The following is a 1121-nucleotide window of genomic DNA, read 5'->3' on the forward strand; positions in this document are numbered from 1 at the left end:
AGATGCAGCACCATCGCCCCGAAGCCCCCGACCGACCCCTCTTCCAGGGTCACCAGAACCTCGTGGCTCGCCGCCAGGTCCAGGATCAGCGCCTCGTCGAGCGGCTTGGCAAACCGTGCATCCGCCACCGTCACGGCGATCCCCGACGCCTCCAGCCGCTCCGCCGCCTTCTGCGCCTCGGCCAGCCGCGTGCCCAGGCTCAGCAACGCCACCCGCGCCCCCTCCGGACGGCGGATCACCCGGCCCTTGCCGATCGCCAGCACCTCGCCCCGCTCCGGCAGCTCGACGCCGACACCCTCGCCGCGCGGATAGCGGAACGCGATCGGCCCCGCATCATGCGCGTGGGCGGTCGCCACCATGTGCACCAGCTCAGCCTCGTCGGAAGCCGCCATCACGGTCATGTTCGGCAGGCAGCACAGATAGGCCAGATCGAACGCGCCCGCATGCGTCGCCCCGTCCGCCCCCACCAGACCGGCCCGGTCCAGCGCGAAGCGCACCGGAAGGTTCTGCAACGCCACGTCGTGGACCAGCTGGTCGTAGCCGCGTTGCAGGAAGGTCGAGTAGATCGCGCAGAACGGCCGGAACCCCTCCGTCGCCAGACCGCCCGCGAAGGTCACCGCGTGCTGCTCGGCGATGCCGACGTCGAAGGTCCGCTCCGGATGCACCTTGGCGAACAGGTCGACGCCGGTGCCCGAGGGCATCGCCGCGGTGATCGCCACCACCTTGTCGTCGATGTCGGCCGCCTTGATCAGGCTCTCGCCGAACACCCTCGTATAGGCCGGCGCGTTCGGCTTGGCCTTGGTCTGCTTGCCCGAGACCACGTCGAACTTCACCACCGCGTGGCCGCGATCGGCCGCGGCTTCCGCCGGCGCGTAGCCCTTGCCCTTCTGGGTCACGACATGGACCAGAACCGGGCCGTCGGGCGCGTCGCGCACGTTCTTGAGGACGGGGAGCAGGTGGTCGAGGTTGTGGCCGTCGATCGGCCCGACATAGTGGAAGCCGAGTTCCTCGAACATCGTGCCGCCGCCGGCCAGGATGCCGCGGGCATATTCCTCCGCCCGGGCGGCGGTGTCGTAGAGCGCCTTCGGCAGCAGGCGGCCGAACTGCCTGGCGGTGTCGCG

At 70.6% G+C, this 1121-nt stretch carries 1 protein-coding gene; it reads right to left on the minus strand.

Annotated elements, in window-relative coordinates; genetic code table 11:
* A partial coding sequence (locus tag VP06_RS33005; protein WP_048468055.1) for a transketolase C-terminal domain-containing protein occupies positions 1–1121 on the minus strand: 1121 nt, incomplete at both ends.

The organism is Methylobacterium aquaticum (assembly GCF_001043915.1).
In the GTDB taxonomy this organism is placed as follows: domain Bacteria; phylum Pseudomonadota; class Alphaproteobacteria; order Rhizobiales; family Beijerinckiaceae; genus Methylobacterium; species Methylobacterium aquaticum.